This is a genomic window from Paraburkholderia phenazinium, from assembly GCF_900141745.1.
GTDB classification, from domain to species: domain Bacteria; phylum Pseudomonadota; class Gammaproteobacteria; order Burkholderiales; family Burkholderiaceae; genus Paraburkholderia; species Paraburkholderia phenazinium_B.
The window spans coordinates 17,040-31,610 of sequence record NZ_FSRM01000002.1 but is presented as its reverse complement, the minus strand read 5'-3'; the positions used below and the strand labels follow the sequence as shown (position 1 = coordinate 31,610).

The window sequence follows — 14,571 nt, the reverse complement described above, 5'->3', positions numbered from 1 at the left end:
CGACGGTTATGCCTCACACGCTAACCGTCGCGATCCAACTACTGGCAACAAAACATCATTCGAAATTGACCAGCACCTTCATCGATTTCGACCGGTCGCCAGCGGCTTTAAATGCCGCGATCGAATCCCGATACGAAAACACGCCGGAGATCAGCGGCTTGACGTCGATCAGGCCTTTGTTCAGCAGCTCCACTGCTACCGCGAACTCTTCGTGAAAGCGAAATGCCCCGCGCAATTCGAATTCCTTGGCGACAACCACGTTCATCGGCAAGCTGACTTCACCACCGCCAAGACCAACCTGAACAACAATGCCGCGCGGACGCAGCACGTCGAACGCGCTGCGCAATGCAGCGGCGTTTCCGCTTGCCTCGAACAGGACATCGAAGCTACCCTTGTTGGCCGAGAAGGGCACAAGAGCGTCGGCTTGCTCGGCGACGTTGAGCGCGACATCTGCGCCAACCTGGAGTGCGCTTTGCAGCGGCAGCGGGCTCACATCGGTCGCAACAATGTGCGCTGCGCCCGCGCGGCGGGCAGCCGCTACGATCAACGCGCCAATCGGTCCACATCCCGTAACGAGCACGCGCTTGCCGAGCAACGGTCCTGCGCGGCGCACCGCGTGCAGTGCGACGGACAGCGGTTCTGCCATCGCGGCTTCTTCGTCAGTCAGGGTGTCTGCAACGACATGAGCCTGTGAGCGATCGATGACGATTTCCTGGCGGAACGCGCCTTGCACATGCGGCGTGCGCATTGCGCTGCCGTAGTAGCGCATATCCAGGCAATGGTTCTGCAGGCCTTGCTGACAGTATTGGCAGAGTCCACACGGCCGGCTCGGGCTGATCGAGATGCGTGTGCCAACCGGCATATCGGTGACGGCCGAACCCGTACGGGCTACGACGCCCGACACCTCGTGGCCGAGCACCATTGGCTCCTTGATGCGCACGGTACCGAAGCCGCCGTGATTGAAGTAATGCAGATCGGAACCGCAGATGCCGCCAGCTCGAACGCGTATGAGCAGCTGGTCAGCGTCGGGTTCGGGAGTCGGAACGTCCTCGATGCGTAAGTCCAGCGGGGCGTGAATGACGAGTGCGTGCATGGAAAAGGTCTCGGTCAGCGAATCGGGAGATTCGGGTGAATGATCAACCTATACCTTAGGCCTGTGCGATGCAAGCGACCAAGAGCGATTTTGTCTGGGCCAATCGGCACAGCTTATGGTTGTTGATTTGCGATGCCGGGTCTGCTTCGGCTGACGAGGCGCGAAGCAGACCTCTGGTTCAGTAGGTTTTAGAACTTGTGACGCAGGCCGATATCCGCCTCGAACAGCGAGTTATGGCCGTAGAACGGTTGGTTGGAACCCGAAGCCGCAGCCAGCGTGACCCATGCGCCGGTCAGATGGTTGTAGTCGGCGCCGATATAGATGTCCGTGCTCTTGCTCAGGAAGTAATCGAACGTCGGGCCACCGGTAATGCGCGTACCGCTCTCGCCGGCGTGGTGAACGAAGTCGACATAGAGCGGCAGGTCGAGAACGAAGGCCGGTGTGATGTAGTACTGAAGAGCTGTGGAGAACGAGTCGTTACGGTAGTCCGCCGGATAGACGTGGCTGAAGATGTATGAGGCAAAGACTTTGGCCGAACCGAACTTGTACGTTGCGCCGGCCGTGAAGACCTTTTGCGAGCTGTCCGGAATCGTGAGGCCAAAGTAGGTGCTGCCGTACTCGGTCGTGGCCGGCGTCAGGCCGCCAATGTCGTTGATCACCTGATAGGCCGCCCCGACGCTCAACGGACCGTTGTCGTACGAAAGAGCGAATGCGGGCGACGAATACTGATGGAAATTGCCGGCGGTCTGGCCGAATGTATAGGAACCCTTAGCGGTAATGCCGGCAATAGTCGGCGACGTGTATCGCACCGAGTTGTCCAGACGTCCGCCGCCGGTTTCGCCCGCTCCCTGGAAGCCGACCGTGCCGGTGTAATTGGCGAACGCATAGATGTCGTGCGTCCAGCCCATTTCGTGGACCAGCGTGTACTGGCGGCCCGCTGTGATCGTGCCGTAGTTGGTGGTGAGCCCGACGAGAGCCGTGCGGCCGAACAGACGCGCCGTGCCATTCGGCTCCGATTGCTGCGTCGCACCGGTGTTCGGCGTAAAGCCGCCTTCCAACTGGAAGATTGCGGCCATGCCGCCACCGAGATCTTCCGTTCCCTGCAAGCCCCAGCGGCTACCTTGAATTTCGCCGCCGCTGCCCATCGTGAAAAGACTGCCGCTGCCGGTCTTCGTCTGATGATTGTCGTAACGCACCGCTTCATCAATGATGCCGTACAGCGTGACGCTCGACTGCGCATACGCGGTTCCAGATACTGCCAATCCAACTCCAATCAGTACACCTAATGTATTCTTTTTCACGAGAAGATCCCCTTGCAGTTTGAAGAAAACGGAAATTACAGTTCAACTGCCGCATCCAGACAGTGCGGCATGTCTTTATCTGAGAATGCGGCGCGATATTTCGCGCCGCATTTTTGCCCTCAATCCAAGGCAGCTACGGCCGCCGCGATCTTTTTGCAGCCTTCGTCGATGGTTTCGACGCTGGTGGCGATCGACATCCGGAAGAAGGGGGAGACCCCATAGGCCGAGCCCGCTACCAGCGCAACCCCTGCGTGTTCGAGCAGGTAGAGCACGGCATCGGCGTCGCCTTCGAGGCGTTTTCCCTGCGGGGTGGTGCGGCCGATCATGCCGCCGCAATTCACATACAGATAGAAAGCGCCACCCGGCGTGCGGCAACTGATGCCCGGGATTGCATTGAGTGCTGCCAGCGCGTGGTCGCGCCGTTCGCGATAGACACGCACCGAACGGGTGACGAAGCTTTGGTCGCCGGTCAGCGCGGCAAGCGCGGCAGCCTGGCTGATCGAGCTCGCGTTGCTGGTCGATTGGGACTGGAGCGTGTCCATGGCGCCGATTAGGTCGGCCGGACCGGCTGCATAGCCGATACGCCAGCCGGTCATCGCGTAGGTTTTGGACACGCCGTTGACCACCAGGGTCCGGTCCATCAACAGAGGCTCGACTGAGAGCAGATGCTGAAGCGCCTCGCCGTCGAAGCGAATGTGCTCGTAGATATCGTCCAGCATGACGAGCACACGTGGATGACGCAGCAGCACGTCGGCCAGTGCGCGCAGCTCGCCGGCCGTATAGGTCGCGCCGGTCGGATTGGTCGGCGAATTGATGATCAGCCAGCGTGTACGTGGGGTGATCGCGGCTTCGAGGGTCGCAGGCGTCAGCTTGAAACCATCGTCCTCGGTGCATGGCACTACTACGGGTACGCCGTCACAGGCCAGCGCCATGTCCGGGTAAGACACCCAGTAAGGCGCGGGAATCAGCACTTCATCGCCTTCTTCGACGGTGATGGCGAGGGCGTTGAAGATCGCGTGCTTGGCGCCGCACGTGACGATGATGTGCTTCGGATCATACGAAAGCCCGTTCTCGCGCTTGAGCTTGTCGGCGATAGCGGCGCGCAGTGCAGGCGTGCCCGCGGTTTGTGTATAGCGTGTTTCACCGCGCTCCATCGCTTCGAATGCGGCACGACGGATATGTTCGGGCGTATCGAAGTCGGGTTCGCCAACGACCAGATTGACGATCGTTTTGCCCTGACGCCGCAGTTCGGCGGCACGATCCGCCGCGGCACTGCTAGGCGACGGCTTGATGCGCTGGACACGGGCGGCGATGCGCGATGCACTCACACTGGACTCCTGGATGGGGGTTTAATGAGGCCTAACAGTAAGCGCGCAGAAAAGATGTCGCTAAGATGTCTTTCCGCTGGCGTAATAACATCCACTTATGACGGGACGAGCTGCGCACTGCACACGCATCGCAGCAATTAGTACTTCCCGCAATCGCTGCTGCCGGGGGCAATGCGCCACATCTGTCGCGTCGTCGGCACACGGGTTTTTTGAGGGCTGTGCGTCGAACAGCGCTTGCCCTATGATTGCTGCAATCCCTTAACCGACCACGGATGCAATCAGCGTGAACCTGCGGCGTTTGAAGTACTTCGTGAAGATTGTCGATATCGGCAGCCTGACCCAGGCGTCCGAAGTGCTGCATATCGCCCAGCCCGCGCTGAGCCAGCAACTGATCACGCTCGAAGACGAGTTTCAGCAGCAACTGCTGGTGCGCACGAAGCGCGGCGTGACGCCGACCGAAGCGGGCGCCACCCTTTACCGTCACGCGCAGCTGATCCTGCGGCAGTATGAGCAGGCGCAGGCGGACGTGAAGAGCGCCGGGCAAACCTTGTCAGGCCAGGTGTCCGTGGGTCTCGCGCCGGGCACGGGGGCGTCGGCCCTGTCCTTGCCGTTGTTGCGCACGGTGCGCGCCCGCCATCCGGACATCCTTCTGTATATCAACGAAAACTTCGGTACCACGCTTAGCGAGCTGATCATGAACGGGCGGATGGACATGGCCGTCCTCTATGGCGACAAGCCGGTCCACGGCCTGTCGTTCCAGCTTCTGATGAACGAGGAGCTGTTCCTCGTCGCGCCACGCAGCATGGGCATCACGCAGGAGCAGATCAACGTGACGGCCCTGCGCGATGTGCCCTTGCTGCTGCCGCGGCCCTATAACTATCTGCGCAAGTACGTGGACGAAGGCTTCGCGCGTGTCCAGATGATCCCCAAGGTGGTGGCCGAGATCGAATCGGCGTCGACGCTTTCGGCCGCCGTGGGCGCCGGCATCGGCGCCACGATCCTGCCGGACTCCACCGCGCGGGTCGTCGCGGCGGCGGGCGATATCGTCCAGTGCCGCATCGTTTCGCCGGTCATCAAGATCCCCCTCTCGGTCTGCCTGTCGGACCATCTTCCCCTTTCCGAGCCCGCCGCGGCCGTCAAGGACATCCTGCTGGAACTGGCGGGTGACCTTGCGCTCGACGTGCGTTCGGAGGCCGGCGCCGATACATAAGCGCGCCTTATCGCTACAAACCCAAACCGTCTTGGCGCATTTTTTATGCGCCAGATACATTGAGTCCAGCGTAGATCGTCCAGCTTGAGTGGAGCCGGACCGACTAGCCTTAACCAGGCCACGGACTCAGAAATGGATCTTCAGAAGATTAAGGGTCTCATTGACCTGCTGGCCGAATCGCGGCTTGCCGAACTCGAACTGATCGAGGGCGACGAGAAGATTCGGCTTGTCAAAACACATCGGCGCGCGACGTCCGATGCGAGCGAGGACATCCCTCGCTCCGCGCGTTCGACCCCCGCCGAGGAAGCGGGGCAGGCCGTCCCACCCGTCGCCGCTTCGACCACAGTGGATGCCACGGCGAGCGAGCCCCAGCTGGTCTGCGCCCCGATGTTCGGCATCGTTCATCTGACGCCGGCTCCCGGGGAGCCACCCTTCGTAGGCGTAGGCGATGCCGTTGAAGAAGGGCAGGCGCTCTGCACGATCGAAGCGATGAAGATGTTCAACGCGATCGAATCCGAGTTCAAGGGCAACGTCGTCGAGATTCTCGTCAGGCCGGGTGACGAGGTGGAAGCCGGCCAGCCGCTGTTTCGAATCAGATGATGGCCATGCGTACGAATCCATCGATGAATTGCCGCTCCGTTGTGGCGACGTGCCATTTCTTCCGGTCGGGCGACGATGTTTAACAAGGTATTGATTGCCAACCGCGGCGAGATCGCACTCCGAATCCAACGGGCGTGCCGTGAGCTGGGGCTCAAGACGGTCGCGATCTATTCGGAAGCCGATGCGGACGCACGCTACGTGCGGCTGGCCGACGAGGCGTTGTGCATCGGTCCCGCCGCGCCCGGGCAAAGCTATCTGAACCGTGGCGCGATCCTGTTTGCCGCGCATGTCAGCGGTGCGCAGGCCGTTCATCCCGGCTACGGCTTTCTTTCGGAAAACGCCGACTTCGCCGAAGAAGTCGAAGCGGCAGGGCTGAGTTTCATCGGTCCGGAACCGCGCTCCATCCGGACGATGGGCGACAAGGTCGCGGCCAAGCGCGCCATGCGCGCAGCCGGTGTGCCCTGCGTTCCGGGCCCGGACGGCGGCTTGCCCGATGATCCCGCAGCGATCCTTAAGGTAGCCGAAGCGATCGGCTTTCCCGTTATCGTCAAGGCGGCCGGGGGCGGCGGCGGGCGCGGGATGCGGGTGGTGCAGAGTGCCGGGCAGTTGCTGGAAGCGGTCTCGGTGACGCGCGAGGAAGCGCGCCGCGCTTTCGGCAAGCCCGAACTGTACGTCGAGAAGTTTCTCGAGCATCCGCGCCACGTCGAGATTCAGGTCCTGTGCGACACCCATGGCAATGCGCTGTGGCTCGGTTCGCGTGACTGTTCGCTGCAGCGGCGTCATCAGAAGGTACTGGAAGAAGCACCGGCGCCAGGCATCGATCCGGGGCTGATCAGGCAGGTCGGCGAGCGCTGCGTGGAGGCATGCCGGCAGACCCGCTACCGCGGCGCGGGCACGTTCGAATTCCTGTTCGAGAACGGCGAGTTTTACTTCATCGAAATGAACACGCGCCTGCAGGTCGAACATCCGGTGACAGAGATGACCTCCAGCATCGACATCGTCAAGGAACAGATTCGCATTGCGCAAGGCCATGCGCTGACGATCCGGCAATCGGACATCCGCACCAATGGCCATTCGCTCGAATGCCGTATCAACGCCGAGGACCCTTTCACTTTCTTGCCGTGTCCCGGCAAGATCACAGCGTGGGAATTGCCGGGAGGAAACGGCGTGCGGATCGATTCGCACATGAGCAGCGGCGTCGTGGTGCCGCCGTATTACGACTCGCTGATCGGCAAGCTCATCACCTACGGCGCGAGCCGCGAGGAAGCCCTGGTGCGCATGCGTCTCGCACTCTCGGAGATGCGCATCGAAGGCATTCGTACTAATGTGCAGTTGCATCAGGCCATACTTGAAGACGAGGGTTTTTGTGCGGGCGGCGTCGATATTCACCATCTGGAACGCTGGCTTGCAAACAGGAAACCGACATGACGTGCATCATCGAACATGCATCGATCGCGTACGCCGGCACGGCCGGACAGATGCGACTGGATTCAGAAAGGACCGCCCACGCGATGAAACAGGACGATTCGGACCCTCCGCTTTGCATCAGCATGCTGGGCACGACGGCGATGCTCTTCGAAGCGCCCGGCGCGCTCGATCTGCGTGCGCAACGCCGCATCTGGACGCTGGCGCGCGAGGTCGAATCGTGGCCGGGTGTGCGTGAGGCGGTGCCGGGCGTGACCAATCTGATGCTGACGTTCTCCACGCCGCCTGCCGATCCGGGCTCGCTCGACGCCGCTTTGCGCGACGCGTGGGCCGCGGCGGGCGAACTGCAGATTGAAGGCAAAGTGGTGGAGCTGCCGGTGGAATACGGTGGCGAGTTCGGGCCGCATCTGCACGACGTGGTGGCCCACACCGGCTTGTCCGTGGATGAGGTCGTGCAGTTGCATTGCGCGCCGCTCTATACCGTCTTCGCACTCGGCAGCCACCCAGGCTACTGCTACCTCGGCGGCATGGATCCGCGTATTGCCACTCCGCGCCGCAAGGTGCCCGTGCTTGGCCTGCCAGGGGGCGCTGTGTCGATCGGCGGCGTGCAGACGGGCGTTTCGGCCTCCACAGGGCCCAGCGGTTGGAACACCATCGGCCATACCTCGATGTCCTTCTTCGATCCGATGCGCGACAATCCGGCTACCCTGGCACCCGGTGACATGATTCGTTTTCGCGTCGAGAGGATCGTCTCATGATCGAGATCCTGTCTTCCTCAGCACTTGCCACGGTGCAGGACCAGGGGCGTGAGGGTTATCTGCGCTACGGTGTCGGCACGGCCGGCGCGATGGACCGGTTGGCACTCTCGGTCGGCAACCTCCTGCTCGGCAATCCCGAGGACGCGGCGGGCATCGAAATTCCGATGTTTCCGTTCCGCATTCGCTTCCTTGAAGACACCGCTTTCGCGATCACCGGCGCCGATTGCGCCGCGCGTCTGGGCGAGCGTTCGGTGCTCCCCTGGTGGACCGCGCAGGCAAGCAAAGGCGACGTCCTGACGATCGGCGTACCGGCAAGCGGCACGCGCTGCTATCTGTCGCTCGCAGGGGGTGTCGACGTGCCTGTCGTGCTCGGTTCGCGCAGCACGCAGTTGCGCGGGCAGTTCGGCGGCTACAACGGGCGCCAGTTGCAGAAAGGCGATGTGGTGCAGGCTGTCGGCCTCGAGCAGGCTGCGCCGCTATATGAGCTGGCCCGCGAAGCCGGGTTCGGCACCGTGCCGCCTGAGTTTTCGATACCCCGTCCGCTGGCCGTCCCTGAGGCCGAGGCGACCGAAACGGTGGTGCGTGTGCTGCCCGCCGCCGAATACGACTGCTACCAGCCGGAATCGCTCGCTGCGTTCTGGAGCGAAGGATGGAAGGTGACGCCGCAGAGCGACCGCTACGGCTACCGCCTTGCAGGTCCGACGTTGAGCGCGGTGCGTGTAATCGAAAAGCGCTCGCACGGCATCGTGCCCGGCGTGATTCAGGTGCCCCACAACGGCCAGCCGATCATCCAGTTGCGCGACGCGCAGCCGTCGGGCGGTTACCCGAAGATCGGCACCGTTATCGAGGCAGACCTGTGGCGGCTCGCGCAGGCTCGCATCGGAACGAAGCTCCGTTTTGTGCAGACCACCTATCCTGAAGCGGTGGCCGCACTCGAAGACGTGGAGCGCTATCTCGCCAAGGTTCGCAACCTGGTCGACCTTTTTCGCGGGTCCAGACACTGAAACATGACACAGAAAATCGAAGTACAGGTCAGCGAACTTCGGCAGATCACCTCGTGGCTGACTGAGGTCGATATCGAATTCGTCGAGATCAGCAGGCCTGGAACGACTATTCGGCTAACCGCAGAGGCGCAGCAGCGCGGTGCCTCGCACGAATCGCCGCTGCCGGCGGTGCCGGGCGGAGGTACCGCTGCAGCGGCCCATGTGCTGGAAGGTGCGCAGAAGCAGGTGACTACGGTGACGGCCAGTTCGGTGGGGATTTTTCTGGTCGCGCATCCGGCGCGCACCACGCCGTTCGTGAGCGTCGATGATCACGTCTTGCGGGGCGATATTGTCGGCCTGCTGCAGATTGCTCAGTTGTGCGTGCCAGTTCTCGCGCCGATCGACGGTCGTGTCCTGCGGGTACTTGCGACGCACGGCGATAAGGTGGGTTACGGAACGCCGTTGTTCGTGCTGGCAGCTTCGGCATAGGGGTAAATCGGGATCAGACAATGGAGAGTGAAGAGTGGAAATCGACCTGAACGCCGACCTCGGCGAAGGCTTCGGCCCGTACACCATGGGCGAGGATGAAGCGATGCTCGATATCGTCTCGTCCGCCAACGTGGCCTGCGGCTACCATGCAGGCGATCCGGTCATCATGGACAAGACGGTCCGCATGGCACTCGCGCGGCAGATCGAGATTGGCGCGCATGTCGGCTTTCCCGATCTGCTGGGCTTCGGCCGGCGGCAGATTCAGGCCGATCCGCTGGAACTGGCCAAGTACGTGCTCTATCAGATGGGGGCATTGGCCGGGATCGCGAAGGCTGCGGGGCACCGCGTCACGCACATGAGCTTTCACGGTGCGCTCGGCAACATGGCTGCTGCGTCGTACGAACTGGCCGAGCCGCTGGTGCGGGCGGTGGCCGAGTTCGATCGTGACCTCATCATCAGCGTCTCGACCAACACGGAAATCGAGCGTGCCGCCGACAAGGTAGGCATCCGCACGGCCAACACTTTCCTCGCCGATCGCGCTTACGACGATCAGGGCGCGCTCGTCTCGCGCAAGCTGGAAGGCGCCGTGATCAAGGATCGCGCCGCGGTGCTTGCGCGCGTCAAGGAACTGCTTGAAGACGGGACGATTACGACGGTCACGGGCGGCAAGCTCAAGGTCGCAGTGCAGTCGATTCTGTTGCACGGCGATACGCCAGGCGCCGTCGAACTCGCACGCACGGTGCGCGCGGGAATCGAAGCGGCGGGTGGACGGGTCGTGCCGGTATCGAAGCTGGTGCGCTGAACAGTGCGCAAGCCGATCTGGCGCGTCATAAGGTCGACTTATCCCTACAAATCCATTTCGTCTTGGCGTGCGGTTTTCACGCCGTATACATTGAATCTCAAGGTTGCCGTCATTCGAACCGCGATAGATTCAGAACCACAAATAGAGGTAATTCATGCCGTTTTCAGACTATAAAACCGCGCTGGTGACTGGTGCTTCTACCGGAATGGGTGCGGCAATCGTCGAGCGCTTTTGCCGGGAAGGACTCGAGGTTCATGCGCTTGCACGCAACGCGGATCGTCTGAATGAACTGGCCGAGCGCACCGGGTGCATTCCGCATGCGATCGACGTCTCCGATCTGCCTGCCGTGACGAAGCTGACGCAAGAAGTGCCGTTCGATATCGTCGTGAACAATGCCGGCGTGTCGCGCAAAGGCTCGATTCTGGATGCGAATGTCGAAGACATCGACGTGCAGGTGGAAGTGAACCTGCAAGCAGTGCTGCACATTGTGCGTCTCACCATGCCGGGCATGGTGGCGCGCGACCGCGGTCATATCGTCAACATCAGCTCGATTGCGGCCATCTACAACTTCAACGGCAACTCGATCTATCACGCGACCAAGGCGGGTATTCATGCGCTGTCGCGTCAGTTGCGGGTGGATGCCACTGGCAAGCGGGTGCGTATCACCGAGATCTGTCCAGGCCGCGTTGCGACCGATATCTTTGGCCACGTGCATGGCGATATCGAAGAAGCACGCAAGAAGTTCATCGACGGCTTCGAATTGCCGCTCCCGTCCGATATCGCCGACGCGATTGCGTTCGCGATCGCCGCGCCGCTGGCCGTCAACATCAGCAACATGGAAATTTTGCCGACGCTGCAGGTGCCCGGCGGCCTGACGACGATCAAGCGTGAGCCTGTTGATCACGCAGATTGATCGAACGCGTCCGGCATGCGCAAGAACATCATCTGAATCCAACCAAGGAGCTGTCCCATGCGAGCATCGGTCCTCGTTACCCGTGCGTCGTTTCCCGACATCGTTGATCGTCTGCGGGTGCATTTTGATGTGACCGATAACCCTGATGACACCGTCTGGACCCAACCCGAACTCATCGCGCACCTGCAAGGCAAAACGGCCGCGGTGACGGCGGGCAGCGACCGGATCGACGTCACCCTGCTCGACGCCTGTCCGCAGTTGCGCGCCGTCTGCAATATCGGCGTGGGTTACAACAACGTCGACGTAGACGCTTGTACGGCGCGTGGCGTACTGGTCACGAACACGCCGGACGTCCTCACCGGCACGACCGCCGACTTCGGCTTCGCGCTGATGATGGCAGCCGCGCGGCGCATCACGGAGTCGGAGCGCTTTCTGCGCCGCGGCGAATGGATCAAGACGGGGCGTTACGAAATGTTCGTCGGCGGCGATGTGCACGGCGCGACCCTGGGGATTCTCGGCATGGGCCGTATCGGCCAGGCCATCGCGCGACGCGGCGCCCTGGGTTTCGGCATGCAGGTGATCTATCACAACCGCTCGCCGCTCGCGCCTGAAGTCGAGGCAAGTTGCCAGGCGCGTTACGTCGACAAGGACACGCTGCTGCGCGAATCCGATCACCTGATCATCGTCGTGCCGTATTCGGCGAGTTCGCATCACGCTATCGGCGCGGCGCAGCTCAAGCAGATGAAGTCGTCGGCGACGCTGACCAATATCGCACGCGGTGGCGTGGTCGACGATGCCGCGCTGGCGGTTGCGTTGGCCGAGGGCAGCATCGCAGCGGCAGGCCTTGATGTCTTCGAGGGCGAGCCGGCGCTGAATCCCGCACTGCTCGAGTTGAGCAATGTGGTTCTGACGCCGCATATCGGCAGTGCCTCGGTCGCCACCCGGCGGGCCATGGCGGCGCTTTGTGTAGACAATCTGATCGCCGCACTCGGACTGGGTAATACGCCGGGCAAGCCGCCCACCCCGATCAATCCGCAAGTGCTGACGCACGCGGCGGCCACCGTCTGAGCGTGCCGTAACGCGACACAGGCGGCACTGGCCTGCGCGTTTGAGTGTTACGCGCTTTTGCCTCGACGCAAAAGCGCGCTTAAAAAAGCAGGGTGGCTGGAAACGCCCCCTGTCATGGAGACAAAAGTCATGCAAAGCCCGGTCCATCAGGTTGTCCGCCGGTCGTCACCCGCATCATTCGCGAAACTTATTGCGCCAGAAGAAAGGCCTCTGCAAGGGTCTATTTTCGCGAGCTAGTATGAATTCAACGTGGGAGCAGACGGCATTTCCGCTTTCAAAGACGATGTGACTGCTGATCATGCAATGCAGCGAACATCGGTCCGATCCGAATCATTGGGGCGTGCAATATGAAACTTCATTTTGACCTGGCGACGGTGCTGCAAGGCGACTACGGCGCGCTCTTCCTGCACGGTGTCGAACTCACACTCGCGATGGCCGTATTGGCGTGGCTTCTTTCGCTGGTGGTGGGGATTCTGCTGACGTTGATCCGCCTGACCAACAATCGTGCCGCGACTGCCTTCGTGTCAGCGTTCGTGGCCTACCACCGCAATGTGCCGATGCTGGTCCAGATCCTGTTCTGGTACTTCGGCATTTCGAATGTCTTGCCGCAAGGTTTGCAGGATCTGCTGAACCAGTACAACGGCCAGTTCGTGTTTGCCGTGATTGCGATCGGCCTGTGCAGCGCGGCTTACCTCTCCGAAGATATTCGCAGCGGCCTGCGTGCCATTCCTTATGGCCAGTACGAAGCCTCGCGCGCGTTGGGCCTGAATTTTGTCAGCGGCCTGCGCTACGTCGTTCTGCCCCAGGCCCTTCGCAATGCCATTCCGCCGATGGTCAACCACGCCGTCCTGCTGTTCAAGAACACGAGTCTTGCGATGGCAATCGGAGCGGCCGAGCTGACCTACGTCACCCGGCAGATTGAAAACGAAACGTTCCTCTCCTTCGAGTCGTATTTTGTCGCGACGGTGGTCTACCTCACGATCTCGCTCGTCATCATGCTGGCGGGAGCGAAGCTCGCGACGCACTACCGCATTCCGGGAGTGAAGTGATCATGTTGCAGATCCTGCGCGACAACTGGACGCTGCTGCTGATCGGGCAGTATCCGCATGGCCCGCTGGGCGGCATCGTCCTGACGATACTGCTGTCGCTGTCGGCTCTCGTCATTGCCTTTCCGCTGGGCATCCTCGTGGCGCTTGCGCGGATCAGTCCGTTCCCGCTTCTGCGTGCGCCGGCTACGGGCCTGGTCTATATGGTGCGCGGCATCCCGTTGTTGATGGTGATCTTCTGGGTGTACTTTCTCGTGCCCGTGCTGACCGGCTATCCGGTCACGGGCTTCGTGACGATGCTGTGCGCCCTGGTGGTCTACGACTCGGCGTATCTGGGCGAAATCATCCGGGCCGGTATCGAGGCGCTTCCGAAAGGCCAGGTCGAAGCGTCGCGCGCGCTCGGCATGAGCTACCTGGGGACGATGCGCGCGATCATCCTGCCGCAGGCGCTTTATAACGTACTGCCAAGCATGGTCACTCAGTTCGTTTCGACGGTGAAGGAAACTTCGCTCGGCTACATCATCAACGTCCAGGAAATCTCGTTCGCGGCCGACCAGATCAACAACCGGCTGCTGACGAAACCGTTCTCCGTGTATCTGATTCTCGCGCTGAGCTACTTCGTGCTGTGTTATGCGCTGACGCGCTTCGCGCGCCATCTGGAGCGCCGCGTGACGAAGAAGCGGGCGGGTTCGGCTGCGAGGAACAGCAAGGTGGCCTTGGCCTCTCTGCCTGATCCGCTGCCTAGCGAGAACTAGGCGTCCCACTATCCAAGGAATTCGCATGATCAAGTTTTCCAGCGTCAACAAATGGTACGGCGAATATCACGCACTCGTGGATGTGAACGCCGAGGTTCGCAAGGGCGAAGTGGTCGTCGTGTGCGGACCGTCCGGCTCCGGCAAATCGACGCTGATTCGCACGGTCAACCGGCTCGAGGAAATCGATCGCGGACAGATTTCGTTCGATGGCCAGAATATTCACGACCGGAAGCTCAGTCTGAATGCTTATCGAAGCCGCATCGGCTTCGTGTTTCAGCAGTTCAACCTGTTTCCGCATCTGTCGGTGCTGGAGAACATCACGCTCTCGCCGATGCGTGTAAACGGTCTGAAGCGCGCGAACGCCGAGCGTAAGGCGGCCGATCTTCTGGCACGCGTGGGACTGTCCAACAAGGCGAGCGCCTATCCGCCGCAACTCTCGGGGGGCCAGCAGCAGCGCGTGGCGATTGCCCGTGCGCTGGCAATGGACCCTCCTGCGATGCTGTTCGACGAACCGACCAGCGCGCTCGACCCGGAGATGGTGGGTGAAGTCCTGAACGTAATGAAGAGTCTGGCCCAGGAAGGCATGACGATGATGTGCGTCACCCACGAGATGGGTTTCGCGCGCGAAGTGGCCGACCGGGTCTGGTTCATGGATGCCGGCAAGATTCTGGAGACGGCGCCGCCCGAAGAGTTCTTTTCACGCCCGCAGCATGCGCGTGCGCAGCGATTCCTGTCCGATCTGCGTACGCATTGACGATTCGATGTAGACATCTTGTACTACCTGGCTGATCGATAGCCTT

At 61.6% G+C, this 14,571-nt stretch carries 15 protein-coding genes; 12 read left to right on the top strand and 3 right to left on the bottom strand.

Going from position 1 to position 14,571, the window contains the following annotated elements; translation table 11 throughout:
* Nucleotides 1-55 precede the first annotated feature (55 nt).
* The 3 genes from BUS06_RS20210 to BUS06_RS20200 all read right to left on the bottom strand — a co-directional run bounded on the left by BUS06_RS20210 (nt 56) and on the right by BUS06_RS20200 (nt 3,722).
* On the bottom strand, nt 56-1,093 hold the full coding sequence (locus BUS06_RS20210) for an L-idonate 5-dehydrogenase (protein WP_074266235.1): 1,038 nt from the start codon (nt 1,091-1,093) through the stop codon (nt 56-58).
* Nucleotides 1,094-1,281: 188 nt separating this feature from the next.
* Nucleotides 1,282-2,355: a porin gene (locus BUS06_RS20205; RefSeq protein WP_083611537.1), complete on the bottom strand. Its 1,074-nt coding sequence runs from the start codon at nt 2,353-2,355 to the stop codon at nt 1,282-1,284.
* A 158-nt stretch (nt 2,356-2,513) separates the two neighbouring features.
* Nucleotides 2,514-3,722 carry an aspartate transaminase gene (locus tag BUS06_RS20200; RefSeq protein WP_074266233.1) on the bottom strand — a complete coding sequence of 403 codons (1,209 nt, stop codon included), beginning with the start codon at nt 3,720-3,722 and terminating at the stop codon, nt 2,514-2,516.
* Nucleotides 3,723-4,005: 283 nt separating this feature from the next.
* Here BUS06_RS20200 and nac point away from each other — a divergent pair, with 283 nt between their 5' ends.
* From nac to BUS06_RS20140, 12 genes are all read left to right on the top strand, one after another.
* Entirely contained in the window at nt 4,006-4,932 is a 927-nt protein-coding gene (nac, locus tag BUS06_RS20195) for a nitrogen assimilation transcriptional regulator NAC (protein WP_074266232.1), read from the top strand.
* Between the two features lie 132 nt (nt 4,933-5,064).
* Nucleotides 5,065-5,532 (top strand): acetyl-CoA carboxylase biotin carboxyl carrier protein, encoded by a 468-nt coding sequence (gene accB / locus BUS06_RS20190; RefSeq protein ID WP_074266231.1) that lies wholly within the window; start codon nt 5,065-5,067, stop codon nt 5,530-5,532.
* A 75-nt stretch (nt 5,533-5,607) separates the two neighbouring features.
* Complete coding sequence (gene accC / locus BUS06_RS20185; RefSeq protein WP_074266230.1) at nt 5,608-6,960, top strand: acetyl-CoA carboxylase biotin carboxylase subunit; 1,353 nt, start codon at nt 5,608-5,610, stop codon at nt 6,958-6,960.
* 83 nt (nt 6,961-7,043) lie between these two features.
* Complete coding sequence (pxpB, locus tag BUS06_RS20180) at nt 7,044-7,715, top strand: 5-oxoprolinase subunit PxpB (protein ID WP_074269200.1); 672 nt, start codon at nt 7,044-7,046, stop codon at nt 7,713-7,715.
* Entirely contained in the window at nt 7,712-8,719 is a 1,008-nt protein-coding gene (locus tag BUS06_RS20175; protein ID WP_074266229.1) for a 5-oxoprolinase subunit C family protein, read from the top strand. The genes pxpB and BUS06_RS20175 overlap by 4 nt, the downstream gene beginning before the upstream one ends.
* A gap of 3 nt (nt 8,720-8,722) precedes the next feature.
* Nucleotides 8,723-9,187: an acetyl-CoA carboxylase biotin carboxyl carrier protein gene (locus BUS06_RS20170; RefSeq protein ID WP_074266228.1), complete on the top strand. Its 465-nt coding sequence runs from the start codon at nt 8,723-8,725 to the stop codon at nt 9,185-9,187.
* 34 nt (nt 9,188-9,221) lie between these two features.
* Nucleotides 9,222-9,989 (top strand): LamB/YcsF family protein, encoded by a 768-nt coding sequence (locus tag BUS06_RS20165; RefSeq protein ID WP_074266227.1) that lies wholly within the window; start codon nt 9,222-9,224, stop codon nt 9,987-9,989.
* A 154-nt stretch (nt 9,990-10,143) separates the two neighbouring features.
* Nucleotides 10,144-10,902: an SDR family oxidoreductase gene (locus BUS06_RS20160; protein ID WP_074266226.1), complete on the top strand. Its 759-nt coding sequence runs from the start codon at nt 10,144-10,146 to the stop codon at nt 10,900-10,902.
* A 57-nt stretch (nt 10,903-10,959) separates the two neighbouring features.
* Nucleotides 10,960-11,970: a 2-hydroxyacid dehydrogenase gene (locus BUS06_RS20155; protein WP_074266225.1), complete on the top strand. Its 1,011-nt coding sequence runs from the start codon at nt 10,960-10,962 to the stop codon at nt 11,968-11,970.
* Nucleotides 11,971-12,317: 347 nt separating this feature from the next.
* Nucleotides 12,318-13,019, top strand: a complete 702-nt coding sequence (locus BUS06_RS20150) for an amino acid ABC transporter permease (protein WP_074266224.1) — start codon at nt 12,318-12,320, stop codon at nt 13,017-13,019.
* Between the two features lie 2 nt (nt 13,020-13,021).
* The gene (locus BUS06_RS20145) at nt 13,022-13,771 is read left to right on the top strand and encodes an amino acid ABC transporter permease (RefSeq protein WP_074266223.1); all 750 of its coding nucleotides are present in this window, start codon (nt 13,022-13,024) and stop codon (nt 13,769-13,771) included.
* Between the two features lie 25 nt (nt 13,772-13,796).
* Complete coding sequence (locus tag BUS06_RS20140; protein ID WP_074266222.1) at nt 13,797-14,525, top strand: amino acid ABC transporter ATP-binding protein; 729 nt, start codon at nt 13,797-13,799, stop codon at nt 14,523-14,525.
* The last annotated feature ends 46 nt before the right edge of the window (nt 14,526-14,571 follow it).

What these genes read in the sequence shown, in the direction of transcription:
- accB (WP_074266231.1), top strand. Translation starts at nt 5,065, where the DNA reads ATGGATCTTCAGAAGATTAAGGGTCTCATTGACCTGCTGGCCGAATCG.
- BUS06_RS20150 (WP_074266224.1), top strand. Translation starts at nt 12,318, where the DNA reads ATGAAACTTCATTTTGACCTGGCGACGGTGCTGCAAGGCGACTACGGC.
- BUS06_RS20210 (WP_074266235.1), bottom strand. Translation starts at nt 1,093, where the DNA reads ATGCACGCACTCGTCATTCACGCCCCGCTGGACTTACGCATCGAGGAC.
- BUS06_RS20170 (WP_074266228.1), top strand. Translation starts at nt 8,723, where the DNA reads ATGACACAGAAAATCGAAGTACAGGTCAGCGAACTTCGGCAGATCACC.
- accC (WP_074266230.1), top strand. Translation starts at nt 5,608, where the DNA reads ATGTTTAACAAGGTATTGATTGCCAACCGCGGCGAGATCGCACTCCGA.
- BUS06_RS20140 (WP_074266222.1), top strand. Translation starts at nt 13,797, where the DNA reads ATGATCAAGTTTTCCAGCGTCAACAAATGGTACGGCGAATATCACGCA.
- BUS06_RS20175 (WP_074266229.1), top strand. Translation starts at nt 7,712, where the DNA reads ATGATCGAGATCCTGTCTTCCTCAGCACTTGCCACGGTGCAGGACCAG.
- BUS06_RS20155 (WP_074266225.1), top strand. Translation starts at nt 10,960, where the DNA reads ATGCGAGCATCGGTCCTCGTTACCCGTGCGTCGTTTCCCGACATCGTT.
- BUS06_RS20160 (WP_074266226.1), top strand. Translation starts at nt 10,144, where the DNA reads ATGCCGTTTTCAGACTATAAAACCGCGCTGGTGACTGGTGCTTCTACC.
- pxpB (WP_074269200.1), top strand. Translation starts at nt 7,044, where the DNA reads ATGAAACAGGACGATTCGGACCCTCCGCTTTGCATCAGCATGCTGGGC.
- BUS06_RS20145 (WP_074266223.1), top strand. Translation starts at nt 13,022, where the DNA reads ATGTTGCAGATCCTGCGCGACAACTGGACGCTGCTGCTGATCGGGCAG.